Origin of the sequence: Nostoc sp. (assembly GCF_036919895.1) — a bacterium.
Classification (GTDB): domain Bacteria; phylum Cyanobacteriota; class Cyanobacteriia; order Cyanobacteriales; family Nostocaceae; genus Nostoc.
Genome location: NZ_JBALBW010000074.1, coordinates 1 through 25,126, shown reverse-complemented (window position 1 = coordinate 25,126; position 25,126 = coordinate 1). Strand labels below are relative to the sequence as shown.

Sequence of the window (25,126 nt, the reverse complement as noted above, 5' to 3'; positions counted from 1 at the left end):
TAACTTCTGACAAATACTATTTGTGCTGACGTAATTGCTCTACTATATATTCTTCTAGTTCTTGTTTTTCTCTGTTACTGGCATTTCGTTGATAAGTTCTGCCTGTTTCTTGCATAAATCTACGTTTCTCGCTGGGAGAAGATTTGAGCTTACCTCCAGATGCTTGCAGCTTTTGCTGTAATTCTTCCCAAGTCTTCTCACCTACACTTTCACCTAGTTTTACCAGTGCTTTTGGGAGTAATGTTTTTGCCTCTCTTTGAAAATCTTCTTCTGTCTCAAGGGAAGCTAAATCTATTTTGCTGAAGTCGATATCAATTTGAAACTTACTCATAGAATTGTATTTGTTTTTTTACAGTTATTACCACAATATGGGTTTGCAGATATTACTTCCTGACGTTGTTATTGTCAGATGATAAGTATCAGAATTGAAATATATCAAATTATCAGTCGGCAATTTCCCAAAATCCTCAAAAGCACGATTTTTTATTTTGTGTATCTTAGCTCAAATCATGGTTATATCTCAGATAATCATGATTTTTATCAATTTTTAAAGAATGATTTAAGACTTTTATATCAAAAGGAATATATATCTAGTGAATGCAAGCCTAACCAGGTTAGGAGTATTAAAAATGCTATCTTAAAGGCAAAGGTCATTTGCTAAATTTTTGAGGAAAACGCTATGACTACAACGCTTAAAGAGGCTAATTCTATTGAGTCATTGCTAGGTAAAGAGGCTGAAGACCTGCTTACCTACAAAGCAAAGGTTTCTCAGGATTTACTACATTTGCCGGGGCCAGACTTTGTAGATCGAATCTGGCTTAACAGCGATCGCAATCCTCAAGTATTGCGTAATCTCCAGTTACTTTATTCTACTGGTCGTCTGGCAAACACAGGTTATCTCTCGATTTTACCAGTAGACCAAGGCATTGAACACTCGGCAGGTGCGTCTTTTGCGCCCAATCCGATTTACTTCGATCCAGAAAATATTATCAAGCTAGCGATCGCCGCAAATTGCAATGCGGTTGCTACCACTTTGGGGACATTAGGGATAGTTTCGCGCAAGTATGCCCACAAAATTCCCTTTATTGCCAAAATCAATCACAACGAATTGCTGACTTTCCCTAATCAATCTGACCAGATATTGTTTGCTGATGTGGAACAAGCTTGGAATTTGGGGGCCGCCGCCGTAGGTGCAACAATCTACTTTGGTTCGGAGCATTCTACCAGACAAATTCAGGAAATCAGCCAAGCTTTTAAACGCGCCCATGAATTAGGGATGGTGACAATTCTCTGGTGCTATCTGCGGAATAACGCTTTTAAACAAGATAAAGATTACCACCTTGCGGCTGATCTCACCGGACAGGCGAATCATTTGGGTGTAACGATTGAAGCCGACATCATTAAACAAAAGTTACCCGAAAATAATAATGGTTATGGTGCAGTTGCCAAAGCTAGTGGTAAGAGTTACGGCAAAACCGATGAGCGTGTTTACACAGAATTGACAACCGATCACCCAATTGATTTAACTCGTTACCAAGTACTGAATTGCTACTCTGGGCGTGTGGGGTTGATTAATTCTGGTGGCGCGACTGGTAAAAATGATTTCGCCGAAGCAGTTCGCACTGCCGTAATTAACAAACGCGCTGGTGGTTCAGGATTAATTTCTGGGCGAAAGACTTTCCAACGTCCCTTTGAGGAAGGTGTAAAACTGTTTCACACCATTCAAGATGTTTATTTGTCGCCAGATGTGACGATAGCTTAGGGAGTTGGGAGTGGGGAGCAGGGGGAGAAGAATTAATAACCAATGCCCCATGCCCTATTCCCCATTCCCCATTCCCCATTATTTTTTTAAGAACAGCTACCCCTTTTTAAAAAGAGTTTTGTTCCCTAATTATGTATTTTTTGAGTCTTGTTCTTTGTCTTTAGATCCAGGGTTGTATCAAGCTGGATACCTTGTTGAGCAAGGCTTCCAAAAAATATTAAGCGAGCAAAATAATGGGAATCACCTATAGACAGTAAGTTTCCTAAAAATGAGGTGCGTTTGCCCTGTCTTTGTAGTTCTTGAGCTATTAACTCTTGAGTGCGTACTTCAATTTTCTTTTGACGTTCTATCGGTAGCTCTTTGATTTTGTTTCTCAAACTTCTCCCCATTGTCCCTTGAATCCTCCCCTAAGTTTAAAAGATGACTTTTATATCGCGTATCGGCTTTTTTGATTAATTCTTTATAAAAACGCTTTTGGCCAACACCTGATTTATTACCTGCTACGAGTAAGATTGCTTGTCTTATTGGGTCAAAAGCGAATGCTACACGCCAAACACCACCATTAGCATTAAACCTTAACTCTTTCATATTCTTGTATTGGGAACCATTGAGTGTGTCAGCATGAGGACGTTTTAGCTGTGAACCAAATGTCTCTAATAACTTTGCTGTAGCTATGAGTTCATCTTGTACTTCTTCAGACAAATCCTCAAATTCTGATGCAAAATCATCATGAAATTCAACGTTCTACACTAATCTATTATTAATAATGAGACATATATTTTCAACAGTATACCAGGTAAATAAAAGAACTATCTACTTCATAGCCTTTCCCGACATCCCCCAAAAAGCTCCTAACACAGAGCATTAAGCCCCTTAGCCGCTTTATTTAGTTAAAGCCTTCCCTACTAAGGAACTCTTCATTTATCAGCAACAGGATAGTAACTGTGGAATTTTTGCCAATTCCCCAGTTACCATCCCCAACGAATTCAGAAAAGGCAAATCTTGGTAGGGATTCTGGGATATCCTTAGATAAGTGAAAGATTTGCCAAAAAATAGTAAGAATGAAGCTGGCAGCAAGAGTAAGTCAGGTAACACCTTCATTAACCTTAGCGATCGCAGCCAAGGCTAAGGCACTGAAGGCGGAAGGAATAGATGTTTGTAGTTTTAGCGCTGGAGAACCAGATTTTGATACCCCGGCGCATATTAAAGCCGCAGCAGTAAAAGCTTTGGATGAAGGTAAAACCAAATATGGTGCAGCAGCCGGAGAACCAAAGTTAAGGGAAGCGATCGCCCATAAGCTTAAAATTGATAACGGTCTTGATTACAAGTCAGAGAATGTCATTGTCACCAATGGCGGTAAACATTCTCTGTTCAACTTGATGGTGGCGCTAATCGATCCAAGTGATGAGGTCATTATCCCTGCACCCTACTGGCTAAGTTATCCCGAAATGGTGACTTTGGTCGGTGGAGTTCCGGTAATTGTCCCTACAGATGCCACGACTGGTTATAAAATTACACCCGAACAACTCCGTAAAGCAATTACGCCAAAGACGAAGTTATTTATCCTCAATTCCCCATCTAATCCCACAGGGATGGTTTACACGCCAGATGAAATCAAAGCACTGGCGCAGGTAGTAGTTGATGCAGATATCTTTGTTGTCTCTGATGAGATTTACGAAAAGATTCTCTACGACGGTGCAGAACATATTAGCATCGGTTCTCTTGGGAAGGAAATTTTTGACCGGACTTTAATCAGTAATGGGTTTGCGAAGGCTTATTCCATGACTGGGTGGAGACTCGGCTATTTAGCGGGGCCAGTGGAAATTATTAAAGCAGCGAGTACCATTCAAGGACATAGTACATCTAACGTGTGTACCTTTGCCCAATATGGTGCGATCGCGGCTTTAGAAAGTTCTCAAGATTGTGTCGAAGAAATGCGCCAAGCGTTCGCCAAACGCCGACAGGTAATGCTAGACAGACTCAACGCCATTCCTGGATTGAGTACCGCAAAACCAGATGGCGCTTTTTATCTGTTCCCTGATATCAGCAAAACCGGTCTAAAATCCCTAGAATTTTGTGACGCGTTGCTGGGAGAACATCAAGTTGCAGTCATTCCCGGAATTGCTTTTGGCGCTGATGACAATATTCGCCTTTCCTACGCCACAGATATGGCGACTATTGAAAAGGGAATGGATAGATTGGAGAAATTTGTCAAGTCGCGTATTTAGTTCTTTGTCATTTGTCATTTGTGAAGAGAATTTACTCCACCTTTTCGACTCAGAACGGGTGGAGTTCATTTTAAAACCTGAATTTCGGAGTTCCAAGCCTCTAGTTGCGTTATCGTATTCTTGATGGGTTGCAATAAAACGAATAAAAATAATTTCAATATCATAACTGCGGGTTTTCTCATGACTGAACGTCACCGTCCCCCGATACTTAAACCAAATGAATTTTACACATTCCGCAGTTATTTCCAAATGAAATTCGCTCCTGCCGATATTCTGCGGGAATTAGGAGTAACTTTAATTAAAGCAACAATCAATTTACCTGTCGCTGCTTCAGAATTACTGACTCGACTACCAGACTTACACCAACGTCTAGAAGAAGCGATCGCTCGTGTTAGTCTAACTAGTGAAGCGGCTAGACGAGAGGTACTAATCGCACCCATTTTATTAGAAGTAGCCCACATCACTAAAGCAATAGTTAATATTGAGTACCCGATTGAGGTTAATCAGTACCTCAGAGGTGACTTAGACTACTATCTTGAGTCAAAACACAATGTTTTAGTGGTAGAAGCAAAACAGGCAGATTTAACACGGGGATTTACCCAGTTAGCTACAGAATTGATTGCCTTGGATACGTGGGTAGAATCAGATGAATCAATTTTATATGGTGCTGTGACTACTGGAGATATTTGGCAGTTTGGTAGTTTTGATCGCCAAGAGAGGAAAGTGAGTCAAGATTTAATGTTATATCGAGTGCCAACAGATTTGGAAATATTGATGCAGATTTTAGTGGGAATTTTGATGCAAGGTTAAATCACTATTAAGGTGAATTTTTGTCATTTGTCATTTGCCACCTCTACATTAACTCCATTTCCTGCAACCCATTGCGTAGTCTCTTCGCCTCTTCGGGATTATATCTTTCATGAAGGGCGATCGCTTTTTTAAAAGCTGTTAAACTATCTTGATGATTGCCAATTTTCAGTAATACTACACCTAGATTTTGATATGCTTCGGCATAGTTGGGATTTAACGCGATCGCATGTTGATAATATACGATCGCATCTGCAAATAAACCCAAAGCCTTAAATGTCATTGCCAAATTATAATGTCCAAAAACAAAAGTAGGGTCAATTTTCAAAGCTGTGGCGTAAGCGGTTTTCGCACCGTTGAAATCTCCAGCTGCTTTGAGTAAGTTACCCAAGTTGTTGTATGCTCCTAGTTTGAGCATGGGATAAATTGGCAATTTAATGGCAGCTTGATAGTGAGAAATCGCTTGTGGGGATTTTTGCAATCGACTGTAGGCAATGCCTAAATGATAGTGGAGTTCATATAAAATATCGTAGTTGTCTTCAGCAACGGTGATTCCATGTCTGAGCAAATCCATACCTTGAGAAATTTTCCCAGTTTGCACATACAATGCCCCTAATTTACTGCAAACATAGGGGTCATCGGGATGAGTAGCAAAAAAACCTTCCATTGCTGTGGCTGCTTTGGCATATTTGTTATTTTGAGCGATCGCACTTTTTTGATATCCTGTGTGTACAAGTGCCACTCCTGGTAAATAACCTACTTGCCAATGGGGTTCTTTGGTTAAAATTCTTGATACGCTATCATCCACTAAGGCATGGTAAGGACGGTCAAAACGAATATCTGGATGATTGCGGAACAGCCTGGAAACCAAAGAATAAGGAGATTGTTCCGCACCAACTTCCTGACGGACGAGGTTGATGAGCAGGTATTCATCTCTAGCGATCGCCTCTCGCAATTGCGGTACAATTGCAGGTGTCAGAGTTTCATCAGCATCTAATACCAGAATCCAATCTCCAGTAACATGTTTGAGAGCTACATTGCGGGCAACACTGAAGTCATTGCACCATTTAAAATGATGGACTTTGGCACCAAGTTGTTGGGCAATATTGGGAGTGCGATCGATTGAGCCTGTATCCAAGACTACCATTTCATCTACTACTTTTCTGACACTGCTCAGACATTTCGGTAGTGTTGCTGCTTCGTTTTTTACAATCATGCACAGACTGAGTTTCATATTGCCGATAAATTCTGGTTACAATTATTTGCTTACTGTTTGTTGTCACCAACTTTTACGTTGTGTTTATATCGCATCCGAACTCGACGCAGGTCAATTTACTATCAGAGAAAATCGACCCGTCTCTGTATCTAATTCTTTAATAGATGTACCCTCGAAATAATATGTTTGTCTAGTAATTAGTGAAGATAGTTAATAATAATTTTAAATCAACTATTTCTCATTTTTCATGATTATGTAATTATAATATACATTGTATAAATATTCATATATTGTGATGAAAAAAACATTCACCCAAATAGCAAATAAACTTCGCCGCAATCTTCCAGAATACTGGCGCTCGCTTAACAATTGGTTTTTCGATACACCAGAAAGGGCACTCTTAGAAGCTCAACAAGCCGCTCAGAGAATTAGAAATATCGAGATAGAACATTTTGAGGGTAAAAAAATCTCTTCAGAATCAGTAAATTATACTGAAACGGTAATGTCTTATTGGCAAGTCTACGTTGATAAAAATTTAACTATTATCAAGATTAGACTTGCAGAATTCCAACTTAGTCGGGGAATCGTCAATATTTCTAATTCTACTTCGTTAGAAAAATTGAAAATTATTGATGAAGTTCTAGAGAAGTATGCTATTAAAGATAAGCTAATTAGTAACGGCGCATTATTGTCAAATTATCAACCCTTAACAACAGATCGGAGCGAAATCAATAAACAGCCAGACTCATCTAATATTCAAAGTCTACCTTCAAATCAAAATACTCTATTTTTACCTGGGTCTATTGGTAGAACTCTTAATAAAATCAAAGGAGATTTTTCACCACAAAGAGAAGAAGAATTTGTCAGAAATTACCGAATTTCTAGAAATAGAACAAGAGTTGCCCTAAGATTTTTGCTCATCTTAATAATTGTCCCCTTTTTAACTCAGATTTTATCTAAACAGTTCTTAGTAATTCCCATATTAGAAAAGACTAGAGGAGAGAATACAACTCAAATATTCATTAATTCCGATCTGGAAAAAGAAGCACTTCATGAATTATCTAGTTTCCAAAAAAGTTTGAGGTTTGAATCTTTATTAAATCATGCGCCAGCGCTTTCATCAGAGGTAATAAGAGAAAAAATAAAGGATAAAGCAATTGAGATAGCTGATGAATTTCAGATAAAAACTAATGGTGCTGTTAGTAATGTTTTTGCTGATTTAATCTCACTAGTTTCTTTTAGTATAATTGTCGTTTTTAGCAAAAAAGAAATTGCGATCGTGAAGTCTTTTATAGATAATATCGTCTATGGACTGAGCGATAGTGCTAAGGCTTTTATAATTATTCTTTTTACAGATATATTTGTAGGATTTCACTCACCAGATGGGTGGGAGGTTCTTCTTGAAGGATTCACAGAACATTTAGGTTTGCCAGCTAGTAGAAATGCAATATTTTTGTTTATTGCAACATTTCCGGTAATTTTAAATACCATATTTAAATACTGGATATTCCGCTATCTGAGTCGCTTATCTCCGTCAGCATTAGCTACATTAAAAGAAATGGACGAGTAATTCATAATTATTTTGGCGCATTTTTCTGATGATTCGTTAGGCTATGTATGTATATCCTTGTTCTTTTGAAGCGCACTATGGATTTTGAAAGCAGAACTAATGCCCCAACCCCCACAGACAACATAGAGTTTGCTCAACCAACTACTACGCGTAAGCCATTGCAATTGCTACGAGATACTGAAGCTTTACTACGTCGCCCAACCGTAGCAACACTGTCGCTAATTTTGCCACCAAAACTGTCCAATAAATTCCAAGTAACCTCATCTTTAGCAGATGACTCCTTTGATGAGTTGGCAGAAATTGACCTAGAAACTATTAGTGATTTTGAACTGCGACCTGCACGAATTAGTGTTGGCTTAAGCTTTATTGGTTTTGGGGCGCTGATGATATTAGTGCTGCTGCTGTATTTAAACACATTGCATCCAGAACTCAGGGCGGGCGAGCAGATTCGGCAATACTGGTATCAGTATATTTGGTTTGCCAGTTTCGGTGTTGCGGGGATGTTTATGTTGGGGCGTGAAGCGATGCGTCCGATGCCAAAGCGACGGAAGTAATTCGTAATTACATCCTCTCAGAGAAGACAGTAATTCTTAACTAAATTTTATCAGGGGATGGGGGCTTAACTCGCTAAAGTTGGTTAAAGTGAAATTATTTAATTAAGAATTTATAAATTTCAGAAATTAGCACTTCACAATATGCTTCGGTATAAGCAGCAGTTAGGAACTTTTATATATGAACTACGATGCTTTCATTGTTCCACCAGGTTCAAAGATTTCGCTGAAAAAAAACTATGACCCAGCTTATAAAACTGATTTCGATCAAAAAGCTGATGCTGCAAGCAAATTGCAAACAGATATTGAACGATTAGCAAATTACCAAAATATTCTCTATGCTCAAAACACATATTCCTTGCTGATTATTTTTCAGGCGATGGATGCTGCTGGTAAAGATAGCACAATTAAACATGTGACCTCTGGCGTGAACCCGCAAGGATTTCAGGTGTTCAGTTTCAAGAGTCCCAGTGCGGAAGAATTAGACCATGACTACCTGTGGCGAACAACTAAGGCTTTACCCGAAAGAGGTCGAATTGGGATATTCAACCGCTCATATTATGAAGAAACTTTAGTGGTTCGTGTCCATCCAGAAATGCTGGAAAATCAACAACTTCCTCACTTACCTAATGGAAATAAGATATGGAAACAACGTTTTGAAGAAATTAACAATTTTGAAAAATATTTAGTAGATAATGGTGTAATCGTTTTGAAGTTCTTTCTCAATGTCTCTAAATCAGAGCAGAAAAAACGCTTTTTAGAACGGATTGAATTACCTGAAAAAAATTGGAAGTTTTCAGATAGTGATGTCAAAGAAAGAGCTTTTTGGGATGATTATATGAAAGCTTATGAAGAAGTTTTCAATTCCACGAGTACAAAATGGGCCCCGTGGTATATTATTCCTGCCGATCGCAAATGGTTTACACGCATGGTAGTCGCTAATATTATCTGCACAAAATTAGAAGAACTAAATCTGCAATACCCAACGGTTAGCGACGAACATAAACAGCAACTTTTAGAGGCGAAACGTATTTTAGAGCAGGAAGATGAACAGATAAATTTAAAAGATAAAGGAAAAAACAAGGAAAGTTAGTTCAGAAATGTTGTATGATTCATATATAAAGATGAGCAATTATCAATTTATTAATGCTCTCTGTAACTAATAAGTTTCGTTAGTATTGACAGCCAAAAAATCATGATTCAGATGGCGGAAGATGCCAACAATCATCCACCTCACTTTCCTAATGCTGCCTTTGATATTGTAGCGATCGCAGCCTCAGCAGGCGGGCTGACTGCTCTATTGAAAGTACTATCGACTCTACCAGCAAAATTTCCAGCTGCGATCGCCATTGTGCAACATCTTGCTCCAGAACATCGGTCGTTCATGGCAGAAATTCTCAGTCGGCGCACGGATATTACCGTCAAGCAGGCAGAGGAGGCAGATTACCTCACCCCTGGAACGGCTTATGTTGCGCCGCCTAATCGTCATTTATTAGTTAATGATGACGGCACGCTTTCGTTATCACAGTCGAAATTAGTCCATTTTTTACGTCCTTCGGCTGACTTGTTATTTGAATCGGTTGCAGCCACTTACAAAGAAAGAGCGATCGCCATTGTGCTAACTGGAACGGGTAGCGACGGTGCAATGGGAGTAGAAGCAATAAAAAAAATGGGCGGTACTGTTATTGTCCAAGATGTCAAAACCGCCGAATTTTCTGGGATGCCTTCAGCTGCGATTCAAACTGGTAACGTAGATTTTATTCTCCCCTTAGATGAAATCTCCACCACCCTGGTGAATTTAGTCATGGGAGAATGTAAATAAGCTAGGAAGTAAGGAGCAGGGGGAATGGAAAAAGAACCAATTAAAAGTCATGAAGACTTGGAAGTATACAAAATGGCATTTGATGTAGCCATGAAAGTTTTTGAATTATCTAAGAAGTTTCCCATAGAGGAAAGATATTCGTTGACATTCGTAGATCATCACGCTCTGTTTGTGCTTTCTAATCCCCCTGCCCCCTGCTCCCTGCTCCTTGCCCCCCTGCTCCCTGCCCCCCTACCCTATGACTTCCGCAGAAAAAGACCCCGAATTTGAAAATCTACTGATTTATCTCAGACAAAACCGGGGATTTGATTTTACAGGCTATAAGCGCTCGACTTTGATGCGTCGGGTACGCAAGCGGATGCAGTCATTGACTATAGAAAACTTTGAAGAGTATTTAGACTACTTAGAAGTCGATCCAGAAGAATTTAATCATCTTTTTAACACCATCTTAATTAACGTCACCGCTTTTTTTCGAGATTCATCAGCTTGGCAATACCTAGCCGAGGAAATACTGCCTAATCTGATTAAAAATAAAAAAACTTCTGACCAAATACGCATCTGGAGCGCTGGCTGCGCTTCTGGGGAAGAAGCTTATACCTTGGCAATGTTGATGGCTGAAATATTGGGAGCAGAAGATTTTCGCCAACGAGTGAAAATCTACGCCACAGATGTAGATGAAGATGCTCTCAACCAGGCTCGTCAAGCTGTTTATTCAGCAAAAGATGTCCAAGCCGTGCCAGAAGAATTGCGGCATAAATACTTTGAGATTATCGGAAATCGCTATGTCTTTCGCCAAGATTTGCGCCGCTCAGTAATTTTTGGTCGCCACGATCTGCTTCAGGATGCGCCCATTTCGCGCTTAGATTTGCTGGTCAGTCGCAATACCATGATGTATTTTAATTCTGAGACTCAAGGGCGAATTTTAGCCCGATTTCATTTTGCACTTAATGATAATAGCTATCTATTTTTAGGCAAAGCAGAAATGCTATTGATGCATTCTAATCTGTTTACCCCAATAGACTTAAAAAACCGGATATTTACGAAAATATCGTCGGTTAATATCCGCGATCGCCTCTTAGTTATGGCAAATTTAGTAGATGAGGAATCTAGCAGCCGTTTGTCTCGACACCTGCGGCTGCGAGACATGGGTTTTGATACAGCACCAATTGCCCAAATAGTCATTGATATCAATGGCACTCTGATACTGATGAACGAGCAGGCGCGGACTTTGTTCGCCCTTTCACCCAAAGATTTAACTCGTCCCTTCCAGGATCTAGAAATTTCCTATCGACCAGTTGAATTGCGATCGCTAATTGAACGAGCTTATACCGAACGTCGCCCTGTCAGTCTGACAAATGTAGAGCGCTATTTGTCTAGCACAGAAACCCAATATTTAGATGTGCTAATTACGCCTTTGCAAGAAACAGATACCAGCTTTTTAGGTGTTAGCATCGCCTTTCATGATGTCACCCGTTACATTAAACTCCAAGATGCTCTGCAACGCTCCCAACAGGAATTAGAAACCACCAACGAAGAACTTCAATCTACCAATGAAGAATTAGAAACCACCAACGAAGAACTTCAATCTACCAATGAAGAATTAGAAACCACCAACGAAGAACTCCAATCTACTAATGAAGAGTTGGAGACAATGAACGAAGAACTCCAATCTACTAATGAAGAATTACAGACAATTAATAGTGAACTGAGCGAGCGCACTACAGAACTCAATCGCACAAATATTTTTCTCGTCTCCATTCTCAAAAGTCTCCAAACGGGAATAGTGGTAATTGACAGCAGCTTTAACATCTCAATTTGGAATTACATGGTAGAGGATTTATGGGGCTTGCGGACTGATGAAGTTCTAGGAAAGTCTATCTTCAGCCTAGATATTGGGCTACCCGTCGAGCAGCTGCGATCGCTCATCCGCGATTCCTTATCTGGTAAAAAACAATTTCAAGAAACGATCCTCGATGCTACCAATCGTCGGGGTAGACAAATAAAATGTTACCTAGCAATTACTCCCCTCCTTGGCATTGAAATGCAGGGAGCAGTTTTGATGATGGCAGATGTAGAGAGAGTCCATAGTATGATTTCTAGTCAAGAAATGGAGGAACGGCAGCAGCAAGAATGAAGCCCGCATTTCTCACAAGCTTTAAGCGAAGAAGTGGCAGAGGGGCGGAGGGGCGGAGGGGCGGAGGGGAAAGAAATTGTACAATATCTCTCCTCTGCTCCCCTGCTCCCCTGCTCCCCTGCTCCCCTGCTCCTCTGCACAAGCGCAGGCTTTGAGAGATGTGGTGATAAATCCGGGTGAAGGTGGCAGGGAGCAGGGGCAGGGGGGGATGAATCGTTCTGAATTATTCTCTAGAAAAATGCTTAAGTGAAACGTATTATATTTAACTTTTGCTCGCTCTAGTGGCTTTATTGAAGAAGAGGTGAGTTTTCGTGCTGACTTTTTCGGTCAAAGTAATCATTACAGAAGATAGGAAATGACTAAAGAAAATTTCAAACAAGCAATTGTCGAGGCGCATCAGCGACTAGAAAAGCTCTTGCAGCTTGCAAGCCTTGCAATGGAGCAATCCATAGAGTCGGACTATCCTATAGAGCTTTTGCAACAAGCGATCGCCGAAATCTCTATTTCTCTGGAAGAGTTACACCAACAAAACGAGGAATTGATTGCTACACGCCATTTGGTAGAAGCTGAACGCCAACGTTATTACGATTTATTTAACTTTGCTCCAGATGGTTACTTAGTTACAGATGATGCTGGAATTATCCAGGAAGCTAACCAGGCTGCCGCTAACTTATTGAATGTGCGCCAGTCTTACCTGATTGGTAAACCAATTGCTGTGTTTGTGCATCAGACAGAACGGCAGAAATTTCGTCAAATCATGCTGCAATTGCAACAGCAGGGGCAAGTTAAAAGAGAAGAGTTGCGGATTTCTCATAATGAAGGAAGTCTAGATTTTCCGGCAGAATTAACTGCGATCGCTGTGGAAGATAATCAGGGTAAAACCGGAAACTTGCGCTGGCTATTTAGAGACATTAGCGAACAGCAAGCTGCGCTACGCGAACGCCACCAAACAGAACAGAAAATCCGCGAACAAGCTGCCCTATTAGACATCACAACAGACGCAATAAGCGTCCAGGATTTGCATAACCAAATCTTATTCTGGAACCAAGGCGCAGAGAAGATGTACGGCTGGCAAGTTGAGGAAGCTCAAGGAAAAAACGCCTGGGAACTTTTATCTAAAGAAACCTCACCTCTCCTCTCAGAGGCTCTAAAAACTGTTCTTGAGCGGGGAATGTGGCAGGGAGAATTACGTAAATTCACAAAAAATAGTGACGAACTAATCATTGCTAGCCGATGGACGTTAATGCTTGATGCCGCAGGCTTGCCTAAATCAATCCTGATTCTTGACACCGATATCACCGAGAAAAAACAACTCGAAACCCAGTTATTGCGTAGTCAACGTTTAGAAAGCTTAGGCACTCTCGCCAGTGGTATTGCTCACGACCTCAACAATATTCTCACCCCAATGATGGGAATTTCTCAACTGCTGCCCCTAAAATATCCCCATCTTGATGACGTTTCGCTGCAAATGCTGAATATCCTCGAAAGCAATGCCAAACGGGGTAGCGATCTGGTGCGGCAAATTTTGTCATTTACCCGTGGTTCTGAAAAACAAACCACAATCGTGCAGGTATCACAAGTAATAGAAGACATCAAGCGGATAGTCCAACAGACATTTCCCAAATTCATCGACATCAACGTAGATATAACCCCAGATATCGGCATTGTTTTCGGAGACAGTACCGAACTGCATCAGGTGTTGATGAACTTAGCAATCAATGCTCGTGATGCCATGCCCAATGGCGGTAAACTCTGTATTTCTGCCACCAAGTTATTCATCGATGAAAAATATGCCAGGATGCACATAGGGGCAACAGTTAATTCTTATGTGAAAATTACGGTTACTGATACTGGAGTTGGCATTAACTCAGAAATTATCGATCGGATTTTCGATCCCTTTTTCACTACCAAAGGAGTGGGTAAGGGGACAGGACTGGGTTTATCTATATTAATGGGGATCATCAACAGCTACGGCGGTTTTGTGGAAGTAGCCAGTCAGGTAGGAATTGGGACTAAATTTAAAGTATATTTACCAAATCAAGAAGGTAGTACTTCTCAAGTAGTAGATGAGGTAAAACTGTCAACAGGTAAGGGAGAATTAATTTTAGTTGTTGATGATGAAGTAGCCATCACTGAGATTACCAAAACTACACTGGAAATCTATAACTATAGGGTATTGACCGCCCAAAATGGAATTGAGGCCCTTGCCCTCTACACCCAGCATCAAGATGAAATTAGGCTGGTGCTGATGGATATAATGATGCCATCAATAAATGGGAAAACAGCCATCCGCACTTTGCAAACTATCAACTCGCAAGTGCCAATTGTTGCCATGAGTGGATTAGCTACGGCTGAGGCATTAGTACAAACTACAGGTGTTGCTATCCAAGGTTTTTTAGCAAAACCTTTCAGTACCAAGCAATTATTGAACTTTGTTCAAAAAATATTCAGTTAAAATCAATCTGCTAGACTATTTAGCTCAATTAAAATTCTGGAGTTTTGTGACTCTGTGTTTACTCAATTACCAACAATCAACGTCCTGAAACAACCCACTAGCTCTGCTTGGGTTGAACAAGCGATCGCTAACTTAGACATCATCTTACTCGACCACTCCCACTGTGAACGCAAAGCAGCAGGTGTAGCCTTGAATATGATGTTTCGTTACCCTTCTAATACTAAAATGGTTCGAGAACTAACTGCGATCGCCCGTGAAGAACTAGAACACTTTGAGCTAGTTAACCAATGGCTAGAACGCCGGAATATTCCCTTAGCTCCCTTACAACCGCCTCCTTATGGCGCAGGTTTAAGAGCTACAGTCCGCCCCAAAGAACCTGAGCGATTTCTGGATTCCTTACTAGCCACTGGTTTAATTGAAGCTCGCTCTCACGAACGCTTGGGACTATTAGCTGCTCACTGTCCAGAGCCAGAGTTAGCAAAATTTTATCGGGGGTTAATGGCATCCGAAGCGCGTCATTACGGCATATACTGGGTATTAGCTGCTACTTACTTCGACAGAGAAATAGTCATGCAACGGCTTGATGAATTAGCAATTGTCGAAAGCGAGTTGCTGGCGACTTTGCATCCAGAACCTAGAATTCACAGTTAGTAGACTAAGGCAACAGATATGAAGCTTCAGCTAACACACCTGAGACTACTTGTCTCCAACTACAAAGATTCTTTTCTGTTCTACCGGGATCTGCTGAAATTTGATGTCGATTGGGGTGATGAAGATAGCGGATATGCTGAGTTTAATACCGGATATCTCAAGCTGGGTTTGTTCAAAAAAGAATTGATGGCTGAAGTAGTCCCAAGAATCGAACAGCCTTCATACATTGCCAATCGAGATAAAACGGTCTTGATTTTCGCAGTCGATAACGTGGATGAGGTTTATGAGCAAGTCAAAAATCAGAATGCGATCGTTGTGACTCAACCACAAGATCGCCCAGACTGGGGAATTCGCACAGCTTATTTTCGCGATCCCGATGGCAATCTCATCGAAATTTACAACAATCTAGGAATTGTTCAGCTAACTGAACCTTAGAGATTTCCAAAAAATAAGATTGGCACAATTGACCGAAACAGGGCTGAAAATAAGTTCTGAGTAGTGGGTGCTGTTGGGTATTGAGACTACTATTTGAAATTAACTCTGCAAGAATTGCTATTTGCTGAGTAAATTGGGATATAGAACCAGAAAAATTTCTGTGTAAACTTGACCAGCAAATGGTAATGAAAAACTATTATCAAGATTTTATAATTCGTGATTGGGTCGCAAGCGATCGCACAAGAGCCGCCGAAGTCATCAGTTATGTATTATCAGAATACGGTCTGGGTTGGGAACCGAAGGGCGCTGACCGAGATGTGCTACGAGTAGAGGAATTTTATTTAGCTACTGGGGGAGAGTTTTGGGTAATTGAACACCAAAGCCAGTTAGTCGGTACTGGGGCATACTACCCCATACACCGAGGCAAAAAAGCTGTAGAAATCCGCAAAATGTATCTTTTGCCCAGCATTAGGGGTTTGGGATTAGGGAAATATTTGTTACAACAGCTAGAAGCAGCGATCGCAGAGCGGGGATTTGAGCAAATTTGGATTGAAACCGCCAGCGTTTTGGTGGAAGCAGTCAAGCTGTATGAAAGCAACGGCTACACTCCAGCAACGGGAGTAGAAACAACACGCTGCGATCGCCTGTATTTTAAGTCATTGGTCAATGGTTATTAGTCATTGGTCATTGGTCATTAGTTAAGAACAAAGAACAAAGGACAAATGCACACTTGGATTAAAAATCTTACAGACTTACTTAACCTTTTTCTCCAATCCCATTGCCCCCTATGTCAACGCGCAACTTCCCAAGAATTTTGTCAGAACTGCACCAGACAACTGCAAAAATGTCAACGTAAAGACCCAATTTCTCTATGGAAAGAGCCAATACCTGTATTTGGTTGGGGAGAGTATGGTGGCCCGGTGAAACGAGCGATCGCGGCGATGAAATACGAAAATCAACCCCAAATAGCTCGCCCCTTGGGTCAATGGTTAGGAGAAGCATGGTTGTTAAATTCACCAAGGGGAGATAGCCAGCCTGTGGTAGTTCCCATTCCAATGCACCCTAGCAAGCAAAAGCAACGTAAATACAATCAAGCCGCACTAATCGCACAAAGTTTCTGCGAAATAACTGGATTAAAATTGAAACTAAACGGTTTAGCCAGAGTTCGAGAAACTGAAGCGCAATTTGGTTTATCGGTATCTAAACGAGAAAAAAACTTAGATCAAGCTTTTGCTGTTGGGCAAGAATTTCGCGATCGCCCCCCAAATGTTCCAGTGCTGTTAGTGGACGACATTTATACTACTGGTGCTACTGCCAGGTCTGCTGTGCAAGCACTTCGTCAGTATGGAATCGTGGTCTTAGGATTAGTAGCAGTAGCCACTGCTGTCAAAGACAGATAAATCCCGAATTAATCGGCTAAATTGAACATATAAGCGCATAAGTTGACCGAATTACTCTATTTTTGTGGAAAAAATTGCTTGAAATGTATGAATAAAGTTTTTGCGGTGGGTTTAAAACAACTCATGATTATTCCTGCCACATTGCTGGCAATAGGCGTAAGTACAAGTGCAGCTTTTGCTCAAAATAAGTTGTATAGTCCAATTCCTTTATCTAACAGTACTGAAATTACTGATAGCCTCTCAGATAAAGACATTCCCACAGGTCAAGGTGGGTTTGCTCGTGATTACACAGTGAACTTACAAAAGGGCGATAATTTAGCAGTTGACCTGTCATCTGAAAACTTTGACAGCATCATCACACTGCTAGCACCTGATGGTTCGACTGTAGCAGAAAATGATGATGGCCCTGATGGTACTAGCAATTCCTTACTATTTACCCGCATCGTAGAGACAGGGAATTATGTGATTCGTGTCCGGTCTTTTGGAGAAACTGGGGTTGGGGCTTTTAAGCTCAAGGTGACAAAGCTGCAACCGATTAAGTGAAGTGGGGATTGGGGATTGGTTATTCCCCGCATCCCCCTTACTACCACTTCCCTATTTATAAAAAAACGGTCATTACGCAGAGAAATAAGGCTTCAGTCCACTCGACAACTGCGCCGTAGGTGTCTCCGGTGTGTCCGCCTAATTTGTGGTTGAACCATGCACCGGTTAGAGTGGCGATCGCACTTCCTGCAATTATCATTGCTAGTGCCAGAAATAATTGCCGTTTATCTATCAGCACAAGTAAAGCACTCAAAGCCAACAGCAATAATAATCCTGGTAACAAATCTTTGTAAGAACGAATGGCTTGTTTGTGAAAAGCACCTTTGCCAGTTGGTTTCAAATAAGGATATCGCGCGATCGCTACCTGTTGTCCCCAACGTCCCCAGCCACAAGCAGCCATCAGTAATAAACAACGGTTTTCTGGCATATCTGTTAAGGCTGTGATTTTTAGTAAGACTAATGCGATCGCAGTCATTGCCCCAAATGCACCCGTAGCACTATCTGCCATCACCTCCAGCCGCCGATCTGGGTCGCCCACTGCTAAACCATCGGCAGTATCCATTGCCCCATCTAAGTGCAGTCCTCCAGTTATACCAATCCAAAGACTTACTACCAAAGCACTACGAGTTAACACTGGCATACCAAGATAATCCATTCCTGTATCCAGCAACCCTAAAATTCCCCCAATTATCAACCCTACAAGCGAAGCAAGACGTGCCACTCCCTGAAAGTCCAATCCATTCAAATACGGTAATGGAATACTCGTGTAAAATATAATACTAGCTGCCAGCTTGAACAGCAGCTTTTCCCACCACTGTTGCTGTTTCGTCATCGTAATTACATTAATATTTGGTTAATTGCTGGATAATCATCTTAATTTGACTACAATTGAACATTAGTAGACTTTAAAGCTTTAGATAAGATTTACTTCTGTTAGAGATTATCACTGAAAATTTTGTTATGCTGGACTAAGTACTAATTAATTTTTTGAGCAGTCTTTTATACAAAAAACAAATGATTCAGGAAATTAAAATTCCATCAGGAATCAAAGTTTGTGTTTTGTATTCGTTAACTAAAAACTTACTCCAAATTGTTAGACGATTGCCCCACAAAATTGATATTTTTTTAAATGTAGGGAGTAAACAAGCTATTCGATTATGACAGTTTAGCTATGTTGTTGCTCTCCTTAGCTCAATCGCTATTTTCCTATGAGTCACCATCTACCCGACACCAGGATACCAGCTCCGTGCATTATTAACACGGGCATCATTGTGAATAAGCTCGACATCCGGCGATTGCTGGCGGATTTAGGTCGAGTCCACTACATCTACACCCAAGAAGATAAGGTACTGAGCGAGGGTGAAGGGGATGTGATGGAAGTTTTTTCTAATCCACAAAGGTCTACCTTAGTGGCTAACCATGCGCTATACTTAAATATTTATAGTTTTGATTACTTAGAACTCAAACAGTCATCGCAACAAGAAACCTACTTCGATTTGATGCAAGAAGGGGTGTGTCTGCGGTTGATTCCCCGCTCAACCCCCATCCAAGAGCGACGAGAGCGAACCTTCAATGTCAGCGCCATAGAAGCGATGATGGAGCAAGTCCTCTCAGCCAGATGGGATGCAGAAATTGACGATGACTGTTCTGATTCTTTCTAAAATAACGACTACTATAGCAATTTGATGTAGGGGCAATTCATGAATTGCCCCTACATCGGATAGTTTTGCGTAAGCCTTAATAGGCGCATCTTCAAAAATCTAAAATGGCATGAGTGCGAATTTTTCCTTTGAATGTCTTGCTTGCTGTAGTCAGACAAAAGCTAGAGCCGGAGTGTTTTCTACTCCTCACGGGGTTGTAGAAACCCCCAGATTCATGCCAGTGGGAACGCTGGCAAATGTCAAAACTATCACCCCAGCCCAACTCCGAGATACTGGAGCGCAAATGGTCTTATCTAATACTTATCATCTTCACCTCCAACCAGGCGAAGCGATCGTGGCTGGGGGTGGTGGGTTACACAAGTTTATGGGTTGGAATGGCCCAATGCTCACAGATTCCGGTGGGTTTCAGGTGTTCAGCTTAAGTGAGATGCGAAAAATTACTGAAGAAGGTGTAACTTTCCGCTCACCCCATGATGGACGAATTATTAATTTGACACCAGAACGCTCCATTGAAATTCAAAATACTTTGGGGGCAGATGTGATTATGGCCTTTGATGAGTGTCCGCCCTATCCAGCGACTCGTCAAGAGGTTGAAACTGCAACTGAGCGGACTTATCGTTGGTTAGAACGCTGTATAACGGCTCATCAACGCAGTGAACAGGCTTTGTTTGGGATTGTTCAAGGGGGTGTGTATTTGGATTTGCGTTGCCGTGCGGCTGAAGCTTTGGCTAAGTTAGATTTGCCTGGATATGCCATTGGTGGCGTGAGTGTGGGAGAACCGCCAGAATTGATGGCTGAGATTGTAAAAGTGACAGCACCGCTTTTACCGCCCGAAAAGCCACGTTATTTGATGGGTGTGGGTACTTATCGGGAAATGGCGATTGCGATCGCATCTGGTATAGATTTATTTGATTGCGTAATTCCCACTCGCTGGGCGAGACATGGAACGGCAATAGTCCAGGGCGGACGCTGGAATTTAAAAAATGCTAAGTTTCGTGAAGATTTCACGCCATTAGATGAAACTTGTCCCTGCTACACGTGTCAAAATTTTAGCCGTGCTTATGTATCTCATTTAGTGCGATCGCAAGAAATTTTAGCTTATACCTTGTTGAGCATTCACAACATTACCGAGCTAATTCGCTTTACCCAAAAGATTAGAGAAGCAATATTAAGCGATCGCTTCACCACAGAATTTGGCCACTGGTTCAACAAAGAAACGCAAGATGAGGAGTGGGAAGTGGGGATTGGAGACTATGGACTGGGGGTAGATAATAAGCAATGACCAATCCATGTTAAGATATTCCTCAATTATGAAAGCTGTGTTGGATAGGTGGATTTAAACAAACATGGAAGCAGCAATTTTATTAGCAAAACTGCCTGAAGCTTACCAAATCTTCGATCCTTTGGTAGATGTTCTCCCAGTCATCCCTGTATTCTTCTTGTTACTTGCTTTCGTTTGGCAAGCAGCCGTGGGATTTAAATAAGTTAATTTATTTTTCAATTGAGTAGAACAGGCAATATACCTGTTCTATTTTTTTGTGGCACATATTTTATAAAGTTAATATTTATTAATATTTTGTAATATTTTATTATAATAAATAAGATATGAATCAAGCCATGTCAATATGAAGCCTTGAAAGCCAAGCTTAGAGTCAAGGAGGAAATCAGTTATGGGTAATATCAAATTCGTTAAAGAGAATAAAGAAGTAGTCGCGGCGGATGGAGCAAATCTCCGGCTCAAAGCGATGCAAAATGACATTGATATATATAAATTTATTGGCAAGATGACCAATTGTGGTGGTAATGGTCAATGTGGCACTTGCGTTGTCGAGATAGTCGAAGGACTAGAAAATCTTTCCCCCCGCACAGATGTAGAAAATCGTAAATTCAAGAAAAAGCCGGAAAATTACCGTCTTGCCTGTCAAACTTTAGTGAATGGCTCAGTCAGCGTAGTCACAAAGCCTTAAATTCTCAAATCTGCCATCGCCTAAATTTGTATCCAGTCAGTAGTCAAAATACTTACCAAAATTGAGTTTATTCATTTTGAATTTTGTTAGCGCAGCGTAAATTGCGGTATGGCACTCTTAGAGACGCTACACGTAGCTTGCTTCCCTGAGAGGGTACGCTTAGAGCAAGTCCGCGTAGCGTCTCGTAGAGAGCGTAATTTTGAATTTTGAATTGGTATAACTCTGTCATTGATAATGGTATCCTAATGTTGTTGACTGGAAAACTAAGAGAGGCTTTCTTGCCATGCAAGTTAATGACCTGGGGTTCGTAGCGAGTATTTTGTTCGTATTAGTTCCCACTGTGTTTTTACTAATTCTGTACATCCAAACTGCTAGCCGCCAAGGTGGAAAAGATAGTTAAGAATTTGTGTATAAAATAAATAGCCCCTGCACTGTGTAGTGTAGGGGTTTTATTTATCAACCGCTAACTGATAACATTCCTGTAGGGGAAATTCATGAATTGCCCCTACAGTCTGGAGTTTTGCTTGTCTACCATCCTATTAACCAATACGCTTGGGTTAAGGAAAATTGTAGGTTGGGTTGAGGCTTTGCGAAACCAAACAAAACCCCGGAAATGTTCGGTTTCGTTCCTCAACCCAACCTACATGGGTCAAGGTTTTTAGCTCTAACTGAACCGTATTGTCCTATTAACAACAATTCTTATACTCAGCACTGCTTAGTTTAAGCGATCGTCCGCGCCAACAGTACTGGACAAGTGGCATTGACTCGAACATAGTCAGACAATGAAGATCCGATGAGTCGGTCTATATCAACAAAACTCTTAGCGATCGATGGACGACGATCTGGAGAACCGAGCAATAATAAGTCTATATTCAACTCTTCTGCCAACCGACAAATTTCTTCGCCAGGTTTACCACTGCTGATATAAGAACGAGATTGGATACCCTGTTTTTGAGCTTCTGCAACTGCGGCTGCTAAAACTGGATTTTTATCTGAGTTAACCTCGGTTATTTCCGATTTTTTACCGCCTAAATCTGTACTAATATTTGCCAAAATTAACTGGCCTCCCTGAATATCTCGCAGTAAAAACAGTGCCAATTTCAAGCAGTTTTTTGCAGAATCAGAATTGTCTATCGCCACCATAATGCGCTTAATCTTTTTCACATAAATGTCATCTTTTACCAGCAACATGGGGCGAGAAGATAGCTGGAAAACATACTGACTGACTGAGTTCGATAAAATAGATTGTAGTCGCTTCAGTCCGCGTGAACCCATAACAATCAAGTCAGCGTCGATTTCATCAGCTACTTGGCAAACTACATCTTTAGGGTCGCCTTCGCGCAAAATTGAAGAAACTTGGCTAGGATCTAAGTTCAAAGTTTGAATAGCATTAGCCAGAATTTTACCACCATTTTCCCATTTAGTTGTCATGGTAGCAGCAGTATTTTGTGCCTGAACAACATGCAAAATTGTAACTTTTGCAGATTCAATTGAAGGGATTTCTCTCAGGGTTTTGAGCATTTCTTCAGCGTGTCCCAATCCCGATACAGTCAGCAAAATTTTTCTGATCATCTTACGTAATTGTTCTTAAGTTTACTTTTGTTTTCGCTGTTAGTATTTGGCTTAGGTCGGATTTTCACCGCCTTGCTCGATAACCTAGTTAGTAAGTTGGCATAAATAAACTTTGTTTTTGAGCATTAAATACTAAAAAAATCGCAAAGTAGAAAATACTCAACAAATATTTAAGTTTATTGGCATTTATTTACTTAAATTCTCAACTAGGTTTCAATTATTGCGCGTACTCTCAATCTAGCCTGATGAACTTAATAAAAGATGATGTTAGTTATCATTGTTAATCTATGTTCACTTTTTTTAATTAGAAATTAGTTAAGTATTGCAAAGAATTTCTCAAATAACTCTTTATAAAAATTTATCAAAACAGAATTCAGGAGTCAGAATTAGAATGCTCTAATAATCGAAGTCATATTTCATGCTATAAAAACCTCTCCCTAGCTTTAGTACGCAAATCTCTCCCTCTCCGATTCGGAGAAGGAGAGATTTAAACTTTAGTTTTAGTTAGAAAGAGGTCGATCAAACCCGCATTAATTTAGATGCGCTCCTGGTTGTCCGTTTTGGACTACAAACGAAGCTAGGGTTTTGACGGAGGCATTTAAGTCAACGATGCTTGATACAACGCGGTAGTCAGTTTGCCAGCGTTGTGGCGTAAGGTTGCAACGGACGTATCCTCGGTAAGCACCATCAAAGAACTTAGTATGAGGATTGTTGGGTAGAGCAGCTTGAACTGGAGCAATAAATGATGTGGGAAAGTCAGAGGTAATTGAGGTTCCGACGAACTCAGTACCTACCGTTGTTGAGTTGGGGTTATTAAAATCAAGCTTCAAATCGTGTACCCAACTAGAATGGATATCTCCGCTAATCACCACAGGATTAGAAGGTTTACGTTGGTTGAGAAAACTCAAGAGTCGATTCCGTGCAGCCACGTAGCCATCCCACTGATCCATATTGAAGACACCGGGGCCTGAACTACTATTAAAATTGTACTGGCCGAACATAACCTGTTGAGCAATCACATTCCAGCGCGATCGCGATTGGTCTAAACCTTTTCGTAGCCATTGCTCTTGTTCTGAGCCAGTCATCGTAGCATTTGGATCAAAAGCTTCTGGACAGCGAGGCTTCAGTCCATCATTACAAGGTTGGTTAGTGCGGTACTGCCTAGTATCTAGGACGTTGAACTCAGCTAAATTACCGAAAGTTAACCGCCGATAAAGCAGTGCATCTGGGCCTTTAGGCAGCGAAGATTGACGCAAAGGCATGTGTTCGTAGTAAGCCTGGTAAGCATTAGCTCGGCGTTTTGCAAAAGCCTCTTGGGTTTGGTTATCTTCGGGGCTTAAGTTGGCGTAGTTGTTGTCAACTTCATGATCGTCCCAAGTGACAATCCAGGGAAAAGCAGCGTGAGCAGCTTGGAGACTCTGGTCTGTTCTGTACAGGGCGTAGCGATCGCGGTAATCTGCAAGAGTGATGATTTCTGGACTGTTATGCTGGCGTGGCCCACCAGATTGTGGCCCGTATTCGTAGATGTAATCACCTAGATGAACTACAAGGTCAAGGTTTTCTTCAGCCAAATGGCGATAAGCCGTGTAATAGCCATTTTGCCAGTCTTGACAAGAGACAAAAGCAAAGTTTAGTTGTTTGGTATAGCTATAAAACGCTGGTGCTGTGCGAGTTCGCCCAATGGGGCTAGCTTCCCTACCCGTTTGAAATTGATACCAGTACCAACGGTCAGGATCTAGTCCACGCACATCAACGTGGACTGAGTGCGCTAACTCTGGTGTTGCTAGCACTGTTCCTTGACACACAATCTGTCTCATGTTTTCATCAAGGGCAACTTGCCACCGCACTGGCACATTTACCAATGGCATCCCACCTTCAGAGAGTGGATTTGGAGCCAGTCGTGTCCAGATAACAACACCATCCGGCAAAGGATCGCCAGAGGCAACACCAAGACTGAACGGATAACCAGAAAACCTTGAGCTAGCCAATACCGGATGCAATTGGCTAGCGATTGTTAACCCTGTTAAGAATCCTGCACCCAACAAAAAATCCCGCCGTCTGTACCGATTTGCTAGGAGGCGCGTGCCATCTATAAGTTCCATATTCGTCTCTACCCAGATGTAAATACAAGGAACCTAGCAATCTAGGATCAAGCAGAAATTAAGATTTTATTAAGTTTAAGATTGGGAATTGGAAATTGGGAATTAGTTATTTATTCTTTCTCCCCCTGCTCCCCCTGCTTCCCCTGCTCCCTCATCTCCCCATTCCCCATTCCCCATTCCCCATTCCCCATTCCCCATTCCCCATTCCCAATGCCATATTCCCCATTCCCCATTCCCCAAACAGTATTTT

The 25,126-nt window shown here is 41.2% G+C and carries 25 protein-coding genes and 1 pseudogene; 20 read left to right on the top strand and 6 right to left on the bottom strand.

Annotation, left to right across the window (positions count from 1 at the left end; translation table 11 throughout):
- Positions 1-16: 16 nt before the first annotated feature.
- The gene (locus tag V7K55_RS14495; protein ID WP_094345143.1) at positions 17-331 is read right to left on the bottom strand and encodes a hypothetical protein; all 315 of its coding nucleotides are present in this window, start codon (positions 329-331) and stop codon (positions 17-19) included.
- Between the two features lie 348 nt (positions 332-679).
- Here V7K55_RS14495 and V7K55_RS14490 point away from each other — a divergent pair, with 348 nt between their 5' ends.
- Positions 680-1,762 (top strand): class I fructose-bisphosphate aldolase, encoded by a 1,083-nt coding sequence (locus V7K55_RS14490; RefSeq protein WP_334832401.1) that lies wholly within the window; start codon positions 680-682, stop codon positions 1,760-1,762.
- 327 nt (positions 1,763-2,089) lie between these two features.
- Here V7K55_RS14490 and V7K55_RS14485 read toward each other — a convergent pair whose 3' ends face one another.
- Positions 2,090-2,464, bottom strand: coding sequence for a type II toxin-antitoxin system RelE/ParE family toxin (locus tag V7K55_RS14485; RefSeq protein WP_334832399.1), 375 nt, complete (start codon positions 2,462-2,464; stop codon positions 2,090-2,092).
- Between the two features lie 359 nt (positions 2,465-2,823).
- On the opposite strand from V7K55_RS14485, the gene V7K55_RS14480 reads away from it, so the two are divergent.
- Positions 2,824-3,990 carry a pyridoxal phosphate-dependent aminotransferase gene (locus V7K55_RS14480; protein WP_334832398.1) on the top strand — a complete coding sequence of 389 codons (1,167 nt, stop codon included), beginning with the start codon at positions 2,824-2,826 and terminating at the stop codon, positions 3,988-3,990.
- Positions 3,991-4,170: 180 nt separating this feature from the next.
- A complete protein-coding gene (locus V7K55_RS14475; protein WP_334832396.1) occupies positions 4,171-4,800 on the top strand; it encodes a hypothetical protein in 630 nt (209 codons plus the stop codon).
- Positions 4,801-4,843: 43 nt separating this feature from the next.
- Here V7K55_RS14475 and V7K55_RS14470 read toward each other — a convergent pair whose 3' ends face one another.
- On the bottom strand, positions 4,844-6,031 hold the full coding sequence (locus V7K55_RS14470) for a tetratricopeptide repeat protein (protein ID WP_334832394.1): 1,188 nt from the start codon (positions 6,029-6,031) through the stop codon (positions 4,844-4,846).
- 277 nt (positions 6,032-6,308) lie between these two features.
- Between V7K55_RS14470 and V7K55_RS14465 the strand changes: the two genes are divergently transcribed.
- The 12 genes and pseudogenes from V7K55_RS14465 (at position 6,309) to V7K55_RS14410 (ending at position 17,574) form a co-directional block, all read left to right on the top strand.
- Positions 6,309-7,583 carry a proton extrusion protein PcxA gene (locus V7K55_RS14465; protein WP_334832392.1) on the top strand — a complete coding sequence of 425 codons (1,275 nt, stop codon included), beginning with the start codon at positions 6,309-6,311 and terminating at the stop codon, positions 7,581-7,583.
- 77 nt (positions 7,584-7,660) lie between these two features.
- Positions 7,661-8,137 (top strand): hypothetical protein, encoded by a 477-nt coding sequence (locus V7K55_RS14460; RefSeq protein WP_334832390.1) that lies wholly within the window; start codon positions 7,661-7,663, stop codon positions 8,135-8,137.
- A gap of 178 nt (positions 8,138-8,315) precedes the next feature.
- The gene (locus V7K55_RS14455; RefSeq protein ID WP_334832388.1) at positions 8,316-9,227 is read left to right on the top strand and encodes a polyphosphate kinase 2 family protein; all 912 of its coding nucleotides are present in this window, start codon (positions 8,316-8,318) and stop codon (positions 9,225-9,227) included.
- Positions 9,228-9,329: 102 nt separating this feature from the next.
- Positions 9,330-9,956, top strand: a complete 627-nt coding sequence (locus V7K55_RS14450) for a chemotaxis protein CheB (protein ID WP_334832386.1) — start codon at positions 9,330-9,332, stop codon at positions 9,954-9,956.
- A gap of 24 nt (positions 9,957-9,980) precedes the next feature.
- Positions 9,981-10,132 (top strand): annotated as a pseudogene (locus tag V7K55_RS14445) (four helix bundle protein); the annotation flags it as partial.
- A gap of 62 nt (positions 10,133-10,194) precedes the next feature.
- Positions 10,195-12,090: a CheR family methyltransferase gene (locus V7K55_RS14440; RefSeq protein WP_334832381.1), complete on the top strand. Its 1,896-nt coding sequence runs from the start codon at positions 10,195-10,197 to the stop codon at positions 12,088-12,090.
- A 355-nt stretch (positions 12,091-12,445) separates the two neighbouring features.
- Positions 12,446-14,545, top strand: coding sequence for a PAS domain-containing hybrid sensor histidine kinase/response regulator (locus V7K55_RS14435; protein ID WP_334832379.1), 2,100 nt, complete (start codon positions 12,446-12,448; stop codon positions 14,543-14,545).
- A 54-nt stretch (positions 14,546-14,599) separates the two neighbouring features.
- Positions 14,600-15,196, top strand: coding sequence for a tRNA-(ms[2]io[6]A)-hydroxylase (locus V7K55_RS14430; protein WP_334832377.1), 597 nt, complete (start codon positions 14,600-14,602; stop codon positions 15,194-15,196).
- Between the two features lie 18 nt (positions 15,197-15,214).
- Positions 15,215-15,631, top strand: a complete 417-nt coding sequence (locus V7K55_RS14425; protein ID WP_334832375.1) for a VOC family protein — start codon at positions 15,215-15,217, stop codon at positions 15,629-15,631.
- Between the two features lie 185 nt (positions 15,632-15,816).
- The gene (locus V7K55_RS14420) at positions 15,817-16,308 is read left to right on the top strand and encodes a GNAT family N-acetyltransferase (protein WP_334832373.1); all 492 of its coding nucleotides are present in this window, start codon (positions 15,817-15,819) and stop codon (positions 16,306-16,308) included.
- A 45-nt stretch (positions 16,309-16,353) separates the two neighbouring features.
- Complete coding sequence (locus V7K55_RS14415; protein WP_334832370.1) at positions 16,354-17,031, top strand: ComF family protein; 678 nt, start codon at positions 16,354-16,356, stop codon at positions 17,029-17,031.
- Between the two features lie 87 nt (positions 17,032-17,118).
- Entirely contained in the window at positions 17,119-17,574 is a 456-nt protein-coding gene (locus tag V7K55_RS14410) for a PPC domain-containing protein (RefSeq protein WP_334832369.1), read from the top strand.
- 55 nt (positions 17,575-17,629) lie between these two features.
- Here the strand turns inward: V7K55_RS14410 and cobS are convergent, their stop codons facing one another.
- Positions 17,630-18,406: an adenosylcobinamide-GDP ribazoletransferase gene (cobS, locus tag V7K55_RS14405; RefSeq protein ID WP_334832367.1), complete on the bottom strand. Its 777-nt coding sequence runs from the start codon at positions 18,404-18,406 to the stop codon at positions 17,630-17,632.
- A 376-nt stretch (positions 18,407-18,782) separates the two neighbouring features.
- On the opposite strand from cobS, the gene V7K55_RS14400 reads away from it, so the two are divergent.
- The 5 genes from V7K55_RS14400 (at position 18,783) to psbM (ending at position 21,602) form a co-directional block, all read left to right on the top strand.
- Positions 18,783-19,235 (top strand): hypothetical protein, encoded by a 453-nt coding sequence (locus V7K55_RS14400; RefSeq protein ID WP_334832365.1) that lies wholly within the window; start codon positions 18,783-18,785, stop codon positions 19,233-19,235.
- A 109-nt stretch (positions 19,236-19,344) separates the two neighbouring features.
- Complete coding sequence (tgt, locus tag V7K55_RS14395; RefSeq protein ID WP_334832363.1) at positions 19,345-20,517, top strand: tRNA guanosine(34) transglycosylase Tgt; 1,173 nt, start codon at positions 19,345-19,347, stop codon at positions 20,515-20,517.
- Between the two features lie 64 nt (positions 20,518-20,581).
- Positions 20,582-20,719, top strand: a complete 138-nt coding sequence (locus V7K55_RS14390; protein WP_334832361.1) for a photosystem II reaction center protein K — start codon at positions 20,582-20,584, stop codon at positions 20,717-20,719.
- A gap of 186 nt (positions 20,720-20,905) precedes the next feature.
- Positions 20,906-21,202, top strand: a complete 297-nt coding sequence (locus V7K55_RS14385) for a 2Fe-2S iron-sulfur cluster-binding protein (RefSeq protein ID WP_190939272.1) — start codon at positions 20,906-20,908, stop codon at positions 21,200-21,202.
- Positions 21,203-21,485: 283 nt separating this feature from the next.
- Entirely contained in the window at positions 21,486-21,602 is a 117-nt protein-coding gene (psbM, locus tag V7K55_RS14380) for a photosystem II reaction center protein PsbM (RefSeq protein ID WP_012407089.1), read from the top strand.
- A 320-nt stretch (positions 21,603-21,922) separates the two neighbouring features.
- Here psbM and V7K55_RS14375 read toward each other — a convergent pair whose 3' ends face one another.
- Complete coding sequence (locus V7K55_RS14375; protein ID WP_179071728.1) at positions 21,923-22,774, bottom strand: universal stress protein; 852 nt, start codon at positions 22,772-22,774, stop codon at positions 21,923-21,925.
- Positions 22,775-23,304: 530 nt separating this feature from the next.
- A complete protein-coding gene (locus tag V7K55_RS14370) occupies positions 23,305-24,876 on the bottom strand; it encodes an alkaline phosphatase D family protein (RefSeq protein WP_334832357.1) in 1,572 nt (523 codons plus the stop codon).
- Positions 24,877-25,126 lie beyond the last annotated feature (250 nt).

What these genes read in the sequence shown, in the direction of transcription:
- V7K55_RS14495 (WP_094345143.1), bottom strand. Translation starts at nt 331, where the DNA reads ATGAGTAAGTTTCAAATTGATATCGACTTCAGCAAAATAGATTTAGCT.
- V7K55_RS14490 (WP_334832401.1), top strand. Translation starts at nt 680, where the DNA reads ATGACTACAACGCTTAAAGAGGCTAATTCTATTGAGTCATTGCTAGGT.
- V7K55_RS14480 (WP_334832398.1), top strand. Translation starts at nt 2,824, where the DNA reads ATGAAGCTGGCAGCAAGAGTAAGTCAGGTAACACCTTCATTAACCTTA.
- V7K55_RS14475 (WP_334832396.1), top strand. Translation starts at nt 4,171, where the DNA reads ATGACTGAACGTCACCGTCCCCCGATACTTAAACCAAATGAATTTTAC.
- V7K55_RS14470 (WP_334832394.1), bottom strand. Translation starts at nt 6,031, where the DNA reads ATGAAACTCAGTCTGTGCATGATTGTAAAAAACGAAGCAGCAACACTA.
- V7K55_RS14465 (WP_334832392.1), top strand. Translation starts at nt 6,309, where the DNA reads ATGAAAAAAACATTCACCCAAATAGCAAATAAACTTCGCCGCAATCTT.
- V7K55_RS14460 (WP_334832390.1), top strand. Translation starts at nt 7,661, where the DNA reads ATGGATTTTGAAAGCAGAACTAATGCCCCAACCCCCACAGACAACATA.
- V7K55_RS14455 (WP_334832388.1), top strand. Translation starts at nt 8,316, where the DNA reads ATGAACTACGATGCTTTCATTGTTCCACCAGGTTCAAAGATTTCGCTG.
- V7K55_RS14450 (WP_334832386.1), top strand. Translation starts at nt 9,330, where the DNA reads ATGATTCAGATGGCGGAAGATGCCAACAATCATCCACCTCACTTTCCT.
- V7K55_RS14440 (WP_334832381.1), top strand. Translation starts at nt 10,195, where the DNA reads ATGACTTCCGCAGAAAAAGACCCCGAATTTGAAAATCTACTGATTTAT.
- V7K55_RS14435 (WP_334832379.1), top strand. Translation starts at nt 12,446, where the DNA reads ATGACTAAAGAAAATTTCAAACAAGCAATTGTCGAGGCGCATCAGCGA.
- V7K55_RS14425 (WP_334832375.1), top strand. Translation starts at nt 15,215, where the DNA reads ATGAAGCTTCAGCTAACACACCTGAGACTACTTGTCTCCAACTACAAA.
- V7K55_RS14420 (WP_334832373.1), top strand. Translation starts at nt 15,817, where the DNA reads ATGAAAAACTATTATCAAGATTTTATAATTCGTGATTGGGTCGCAAGC.
- V7K55_RS14415 (WP_334832370.1), top strand. Translation starts at nt 16,354, where the DNA reads ATGCACACTTGGATTAAAAATCTTACAGACTTACTTAACCTTTTTCTC.
- V7K55_RS14410 (WP_334832369.1), top strand. Translation starts at nt 17,119, where the DNA reads ATGAATAAAGTTTTTGCGGTGGGTTTAAAACAACTCATGATTATTCCT.
- cobS (WP_334832367.1), bottom strand. Translation starts at nt 18,406, where the DNA reads ATGACGAAACAGCAACAGTGGTGGGAAAAGCTGCTGTTCAAGCTGGCA.
- V7K55_RS14400 (WP_334832365.1), top strand. Translation starts at nt 18,783, where the DNA reads ATGAGTCACCATCTACCCGACACCAGGATACCAGCTCCGTGCATTATT.
- tgt (WP_334832363.1), top strand. Translation starts at nt 19,345, where the DNA reads ATGAGTGCGAATTTTTCCTTTGAATGTCTTGCTTGCTGTAGTCAGACA.
- V7K55_RS14390 (WP_334832361.1), top strand. Translation starts at nt 20,582, where the DNA reads ATGGAAGCAGCAATTTTATTAGCAAAACTGCCTGAAGCTTACCAAATC.
- V7K55_RS14385 (WP_190939272.1), top strand. Translation starts at nt 20,906, where the DNA reads ATGGGTAATATCAAATTCGTTAAAGAGAATAAAGAAGTAGTCGCGGCG.
- psbM (WP_012407089.1), top strand. Translation starts at nt 21,486, where the DNA reads ATGCAAGTTAATGACCTGGGGTTCGTAGCGAGTATTTTGTTCGTATTA.
- V7K55_RS14375 (WP_179071728.1), bottom strand. Translation starts at nt 22,774, where the DNA reads ATGATCAGAAAAATTTTGCTGACTGTATCGGGATTGGGACACGCTGAA.
- V7K55_RS14370 (WP_334832357.1), bottom strand. Translation starts at nt 24,876, where the DNA reads ATGGAACTTATAGATGGCACGCGCCTCCTAGCAAATCGGTACAGACGG.